This is a genomic window from Halomonas sp. 25-S5 (assembly GCF_029889845.1).
Taxonomy (GTDB): Bacteria; Pseudomonadota; Gammaproteobacteria; order Pseudomonadales; family Halomonadaceae; genus Halomonas.
Map to the genome: position 1 here is coordinate 1 of NZ_JARANV010000043.1, position 7240 is coordinate 7240.

The window sequence follows — 7240 nt, forward strand, 5'->3', positions numbered from 1 at the left end:
GGCTGAAACTGGATCGGGTTGCGTGCCATGACGTCACCTCCTCTACTGGATATAACCTCAGTATAGGACAAGCTGGCGGAATGGTGGCTGATCAACATGAGTAATCAGGTTCGCTTTTGGTGAAGCCTTGGTTGCTCATTCCCTAATTGTAAAAGGGTTCTGGGGTGGCGCATTCTTTATTTCAACAACCACATGCTCAGGAGACTCCATGCCCCTCGTGCCCAATCGCCCACTGCCCTTGGCCGGACTCAAGGTTCTCGAGCTTGGCCAGCTGATCGCCGGGCCCTTCGCCACCAAGCTGCTGGGCGAGTTCGGCGCCGACGTAATCAAGGTCGAGCCTCCCGGTACCGGAGACCCCCTTCGCAAGTGGCGAATCATCGAGGATGGCACCTCGCTCTGGTGGGATGTGCAGAGCCGCACCAAGCGCTCCATGACCCTGGACCTGCGCAGCGAGGAAGGCCAGGCGATGGTTCGGCGACTGGCTGCCGAAGCCGACGTGCTGGTGGAGAACTTTCGCCCCGGCACCCTCGAAGGCTGGGGGCTGGGCTACGAGGCGCTGGCCGAGCACAACCCGGGGCTGATAATGGTGCGGGTCTCTGGCTTCGGTCAGACGGGCCCCTACCGCGACAAGCCCGGTTTCGGGGTGATCGGCGAGGCCATGGGCGGGCTGCGCTACCTCACTGGTCAGCCCGGCAAGCCGTCGGTGCGGGTCGGCGTCAGCATCGGTGACTCCCTCTCCGCCCTCTACGCGGTAATCGGCACCCTGTTGGCGCTGCAAGAACGAGGGCGCAGCGGCCTCGGGCAGCAGATTGACGTGGCCCTCTACGAGTCGGTGTTCGCGATGATGGAGAGCCTGCTGCCCGAATATGACGCCACCGGCCAGGTGCGCGAGCCCAGTGGCAGCGTCCTGCCGGGCATCACGCCATCCAACGCCTATCGGACCCGTAGCGGCGACTATGTGCTGATTGCCGGGAACGGCGACAGCATCTTCAAGCGCCTGATGGGGGTGATCGGGCGGGCGGATCTCGCCGAGGACCCGGATCTCGCTCACAACGACGGCCGTAGCCGCCAGGCCAAGCGCATTGACACGGCCATCGAGGCGTGGACGGTGGAGCGCGAGCGAGACACCATCCTCGCCGCCCTGGACGACGCCCGGGTGCCCGCTGGTTACCCCTATACCGCCGCCGATATCGCCAGCGATCCCCACTACCTGGCGCGTGAGATGATCCAGACCATCACCCGGCCCAACGGTAAGCCGCTGAAGGTGCCCGGAGTGCTGCCGCGGCTCAGCGCTACGCCGGGCCGGCTGGGGGTGGGCGGGCCGGCGCTGGGCCAGCATACAGACGAGGTGCTCGACGAGCTGGGCATCGACCAGGCGACCCGCACTAAGCTGCGCGACGCCGGAATCATCTGATCCCGTAAACGACCCAGGATAAACGTGATGACACAGCTGCAGATCAACGAGGTGGCACCTCGCGACGGTTTCCAGGTCGAGGCGACTTTCGTGCCCACCGCGGACAAGGTCCGCCTGATCGACGCACTCTCCGCCACAGGGCTGGCGCGCATTGAGGCCACCTCTTTTGTGTCGCCGAAGGCGATCCCACATCTGCGCGACGCCACTGAGGTGGTCGCCGGCATCCAGCGCTGCCAGGGCGTCGCCATCACCGTGCTGGTGCCCAACGTCAAGGGGGCCGAACGGGCGCTGGCCTGCGACGTCGACGAGGTTAACCTGGTGATGTCGGCCAGCGACTCCCACGGCCTCGCCAACCTGCGCATGAAGCCGGAGCAGTCTCTCGAGCAGTTTGCCGCCATCGTCCAGGCGGTACGCGCCCATCCAGGCGGGCGCGAAGTCTTTATCAACGCCTCGCTTTCCACCAGTTTCGGCTGCCCCTTCGAGGGCGAGGTACCCGAGGCCCGCGTGCTCGAGCTGGTCGAGGGTCAGCTGGCCCTGGGCGTGCAGGGGGTGACCCTTTGCGACACCACCGGCATGGCCAATCCGGCCCAGGTGGCGCGGCTCTGCGGGGCGGCCCAGGCGCGCTTCCCCGACACCCCCTTCACCCTGCACTTCCACAATACCCGCGGCATGGGCCTGGCCAATGCGCTTGCCGCTTGGCAGGCGGGCATCCTCCGCTTCGATGCCTCCCTGGGGGGGCTCGGCGGTTGCCCCTACGCTCCCGACGCCACAGGTAACGTCTGCACCGAGGACCTGGTGCACATGTTCGAGCAGATGGGCGTGCCCACCGGCGTCGATCTCGATGCCCTGCTGGCGGCCTCAGCTATGCTCCCGTCCCTGGTGGGCCACGATACCCCCGGGCAGGTGGTGAAGGCCGGGAAGGCCAACAGACGTTATCAGATGCCGCCCCGTTGATTCGCACAACCAGGCTGGCCCTATTGACATCTTGCTTATGAGCCCGACGACAATGACGACCTCATCCACTCCCCTGAACCTCGCCCAGCAGCTGATTCGCGATCACTTGGTGGAGGGCGAGATGACCCCCGGTAGTGAGATCGCCCTGCGCATCGACCAGGCTCTGCTGCAGGACGTGCTGGGCACCCTGGTAATGCTGGAGCTGGAGGCCATGGGCCTCGACCGGGTGCGCACCGAGCCCAGCGTGCAGTACATCGACCATGGCCTGGTGCAGGCCGATAACCTCAACGCCGAGGCCTACCTGTTCCTGAAGAGCGCCTGCGAGCGCTTCGGGATCTGGTACTCCGGTCCCGGCAACGGCATCAGCCATCCGGTGCATATGGAGCACTTCGGCGTACCGGGCCAGTCCATCGTCGGCTGCGACAGCCACACCACCGCGGCAGGCTCGCTGGGCATGCTGGCCATCGGTGCTGGCGGCATCGAGGTGGCCATGGCCATGGCCGGCGAGCCCCTCTACCTGACCATGCCGGAGATCTGGGGCATCCGCCTGGAGAGCCGCCTGCCAGACTGGGTCTCGTCCAAGGACGCAGTGCTTGAACTACTGCGACGCCACGGCGTGGCGGGCGGCAAGAACACCATCATCGAGTACCACGGACCTGGGCTCGACGGACTCTCCGCCATGGATCGTCACGTGCTGGCCAACATGGGTACCGAGATAGGTGCCACGGCCACGGTGTTCCCCAGCGACGAGGAGACTCGCCGCTTCATGGCCGCCCGCGGGCGGGAGGCGGAGTGGAAGCCGCTGGCCGCGGAGCCGGGCTGTACTTATGACTGGGAGGAGACCCTCGATCTCTCGCGCCTGGAGCCGATGATCGCGCTGCCGTCGAGCCCTGATAGGGTGGTGCCGGTGCGCGAGGTGGCCGGCGAACCGCTGCACCAGGCCTATATCGGCTCCTCCGGCAACCCAGGCTACCGTGACTTTGCGGTAGTCGCGAAGATGGTGCGCGGCCGCACTGTCGCCGACGGCGTCTCGCTGGATATCAACCCCTCGTCGCGCCAGGTGCTTACCACCCTGATCCGTGAGGGGTATCTGGGGGACCTCGTGGCCAGCGGGGCACGGCTGCACCAGACCGGCTGTAACGGCTGTATCGGCATGGGCCAGGCGCCTGCGGTGGGTCTCAATAGCCTGCGCACCGTGCCGCGCAACTTCCCGGGGCGTTCCGGCACCCGGGAGGATAGCGTCTTCCTGTGCAGCCCCGAGACCGCCGCCGCCTCGGCGCTTTCCGGCGTGATCACCGACCCCCGAAACCTCGATATGGTCTATCCGCGTATCGACGAGCCGGGCCGGATGGTGGTCAACTGGGAGCTGTTCACTGCGCCTCTGCAGCCGGCCGAGGCGCGCCTCAAGCCCCTGCAAAAGACCGACAATACCCCGACACTGCCGGAGCTCTCACCTCTGCCCGACACTCTAGAAATTTCTGTGTTGCTAGTCACCGGCGACAATATCTCCACCGACGACATCATGCCGGCGGGACAGCGGGTGATGCCCTACTGGAGCAGTGTCTACGCCTCGGCGCCGTTCACCTTTGAGGCGGTGGATCCGGACTATGCCAGACGCGCCGAGGAGACCCGGGAGGTGGGCGGACATGCTATCGTCGGCGGCCATAATTATGGTCAAGGTTCCAGTCGAGAAAATGCAGCGCTAGTTCCACGATATCTGGGATTACAAGTCGTCATAGCTAAGAGTTTTTCCCGCATTCACTGGCAGAACTTAGTGTGCTTTGGTGTTCTGCCACTTAGTTTTGTGGATGAGTCTGATTTTGACAGGTTGAGTGAAGGGGATGTTTTAGTAATTAGAGATGTTTTTTCTCAGCTTGGTTCTGGCGATAAGGTGGTTGCGCAGATATCTGAAAAAAGGGAGGTTTGGTTGAGGCATGGTTTAAGTGAGCGGCAGCGTAATCTTTTAGCAGTTGGCGGGGTGATAAATCATGTGAGAAGTAGGTGCGATGAAATCTATGAATGAGGAGGTACGGTAAAGTTTTCGATGATTTGAGTTTAGGGTTTGGATGATTTTTATTACTTGGGTAGTGACAATCTTCCGCTAGACGCTCGACCCAAAACAAGAGAGGTGCACCATGACGCAAGACATCATCATTATCGCCGGCGGCGGCATCGGCGGCCTTGCCGCGGCCCTAGGCCTGGCCCGTCAAGGCATCCATTCCCTGGTTCTGGAGCAGGCCCCCGAGCTGGGCGAGATCGGTGCCGGCATCCAGATCGGCCCCAACGCCTTCCACGCCTTCGACTACCTGGGTGTCGGCGACAAGGTCCGCGCAAAGGCGGTCTATATCGATAGCCTGCTGCTGATGGATGCCATGGAGGATTGCCGGATCGCGGCTATCCCCCTAGATGAGAAGTTCCGTGAGCGCTTCAACAACCCGTACGCTGTTGTGCACCGTGCCGACCTGCACAAAGCGCTGCTGGACGCCTGCGAGGCTAATGGGCTGGTCGAGCTGCGCACCAACTCCCGTGTCGAGGACTATGAGCAGGATGAGAACGGTGTCACCGTCATCCTCGCTGGTGGCGAGGGCTGCTCAGGCCGAGCACTGATCGGCGCTGAGGGTCTCTGGTCGCCCATTCGCCAGAAGGTGATCGGTGACGGCGCCCCCCGCGTCTCCGGGCACACCACCTATCGCTCGGTGATCCCTACCGAGCAGATGCCAGAAGAGTTGCGTTGGAACACTATGACCTTGTGGGCCGGGCCCAAGTGTCACATCGTCCATTACCCCCTAAAAGGTGGTGAGGTCTACAACTTGGTGGTGACCTACCACAACGACGCTCCGGAGCCAGTAGCCGGCCAGCCGGTCACCAAGGAGGAAGTTCATCGCGGCTTCGCCCATATCGCTGAACGCCCGCGTCAGATAATCGAGTACGGCGAGGACTGGAAGATGTGGGTGTTGTGCGATCGCGATCCCAACAGACAGTGGATCGATGGCCGCGTGGTGCTGCTTGGCGACGCCGCTCACCCTATGCTGCAGTACATGGCGCAGGGCGCCTGTATGGCCTTGGAAGACGCAGTCTGCCTCTCCTATCACCTCGGCGACAGGCAGGATCTCGGCGAGGCCTTCGAGGCCTATCGCAATGACCGCTTCGCCCGCACGGCCCGTGTACAAACATATTCACGTCTGATGGGTGACTATGTTTACCATGCTAGCGGAGGGCATGCAGAGATGAGGAATGAAGTTATGGGAAATATGAGACCAGAAAACTTCTTTAGTCAGGTTGATTGGTTGTACAGTGGTACTGGGTTAAGCAACGTTTCTCAGTAATCAACAATCACTAATAAAATTATAATTAATACCCTGGAGGATGAGTCCTATGTCTCTTACTGAAAAGCCGCAAAGCTCACCTGAGCGGGATGCCTACTACGAGAAGATTGCTAAGCAGGACTTCCGTGCTCTGTGGGATGTTCTCAATAATATCATTACTCCTACTCCCAAAAGCGCTTGCCAGCCGCACCTTTGGGACTTCGGCGTCGCCAAGAAGCTGCTGCTGGAAGCCGGTGAGTTGATCACTGCCAAGGAGGCCGAGCGCCGCGTCTTGATCCTAGAGAACCCTGGCCTTTCAGGCCAGAGCCGTATTACCACATCACTGTATGCTGGTCTGCAACTAGTACTACCCGGCGAGGTTGCTCCAGCCCATCGCCATAGCCAATCAGCACTGCGCTTTGTGATGGATGGTGGTGGTGCCTGTACCGCTGTAAACGGTGAACGTACCATCATGAATGAAGGAGACTTTGTAATTACTCCACCTTGGGCTTGGCATGATCACGGTAACGAGTCCGACAGACCGATGATCTGGTTGGACGGCCTAGATATTCCTATGTTATCGCTATTTGATGCATCTTTCGCTGAGGGGTTTGGTGATGACAGCCAAGATATCACCAAGCCTACTGGCGATTCAGAAGCTCGCTATGGTGCCAATATGCTACCGGTGGATTATGAGAAGAAGGGGCTCGCCTCGCCTATCTTCAACTACCCTTATGCACGAACTCGTGAGGCGCTTGAAACCATGCGTCAGGGTGACGAGTGGGACCCATGTCATGGCTTGAAGATGTGCTACATCAATCCGGTGGATGGTGGCTTCGCCATGCCGACGATCGCACCCTTCGTACAGCTATTGCCTAAAGGCTTCAAGACCGCTGCCTATCGCTCCACCGATGCCACGGTGTTCAGTGTTGTAGAGGGCTCCGGCTGTACCATAATTGGCGGTAAGACCTTCGATTGGAAGCCTAAGGATATCTTTGTTATACCCAGTTGGTATGAGGTTGTTCACGAGGCTGATGCAGATGCTGTGCTGTTCAGCTACTCTGACCGAGTCGCTCAACAGAAGCTGGGCATCTGGCGTGAGGCGCGTGGCGTAGAGTGATTACTACGAACCTATCCTGATCCTCGAGATAAAGGCTGATTCCATCCTGAATCCGTGAACCGGCAGCCCAGGGCAATCCCACATAAAGAAGGCTTCTCATTCCAGGCCAAGTAGATGGGCGCGATAATCGACTGAGGTGGCCGCAATGATTCGCTTGGTCTTGAAGCTCCCCTTGCGAGGCGCGGGATCCAGGCGAATCAGATTGAGCGTCAACCGCTTGAGAGTAGCCAGGTTATGCCCAGCGTATGCCGTTCGTGCCGTAAGCGGCCATTCCGGCGCGTCATTTCTTGAAGCCGCCTGACCCCCTACGCTACCCCCGTCATCCAACGACGGGGAGGTCGGGTAGACCGGGCGATTGCTCGTCCCGGCCCCCCTCAGATCCGGGCATGCGCGATTGACGCACCCGGCTCCTCAACCATCAGTTTCGCTATCAGGTAAAACGGTGAA

At 61.0% G+C, this 7240-nt stretch carries 5 protein-coding genes and 1 pseudogene; 5 read left to right on the forward strand and 1 reads right to left on the reverse strand.

Annotated features, from left to right (window positions below):
* Window positions 1-208 precede the first annotated feature (208 nt).
* The 5 genes from OP498_RS17900 (at window position 209) to gtdA (ending at window position 6793) form a co-directional block, all read left to right on the forward strand.
* Window positions 209-1414 carry a CoA transferase gene (locus tag OP498_RS17900; protein WP_280554690.1) on the forward strand — a complete coding sequence of 402 codons (1206 nt, stop codon included), beginning with the start codon at window positions 209-211 and terminating at the stop codon, window positions 1412-1414.
* A gap of 27 nt (window positions 1415-1441) precedes the next feature.
* Complete coding sequence (locus tag OP498_RS17905) at window positions 1442-2368, forward strand: hydroxymethylglutaryl-CoA lyase (protein WP_280554693.1); 927 nt, start codon at window positions 1442-1444, stop codon at window positions 2366-2368.
* Between the two features lie 52 nt (window positions 2369-2420).
* Complete coding sequence (locus OP498_RS17910; protein WP_280554695.1) at window positions 2421-4391, forward strand: aconitate hydratase; 1971 nt, start codon at window positions 2421-2423, stop codon at window positions 4389-4391.
* A gap of 112 nt (window positions 4392-4503) precedes the next feature.
* Window positions 4504-5694, forward strand: coding sequence for a 3-hydroxybenzoate 6-monooxygenase (locus tag OP498_RS17915; RefSeq protein ID WP_280554698.1), 1191 nt, complete (start codon window positions 4504-4506; stop codon window positions 5692-5694).
* 49 nt (window positions 5695-5743) lie between these two features.
* Window positions 5744-6793 carry a gentisate 1,2-dioxygenase gene (gene gtdA / locus OP498_RS17920; protein WP_280554701.1) on the forward strand — a complete coding sequence of 350 codons (1050 nt, stop codon included), beginning with the start codon at window positions 5744-5746 and terminating at the stop codon, window positions 6791-6793.
* Between the two features lie 96 nt (window positions 6794-6889).
* On the opposite strand, the pseudogene OP498_RS17925 reads toward gtdA, so the two are convergent.
* A pseudogene (locus tag OP498_RS17925) lies at window positions 6890-7048 on the reverse strand (ISAs1 family transposase); the annotation flags it as partial.
* Window positions 7049-7240: the final 192 nt, after the last annotated feature.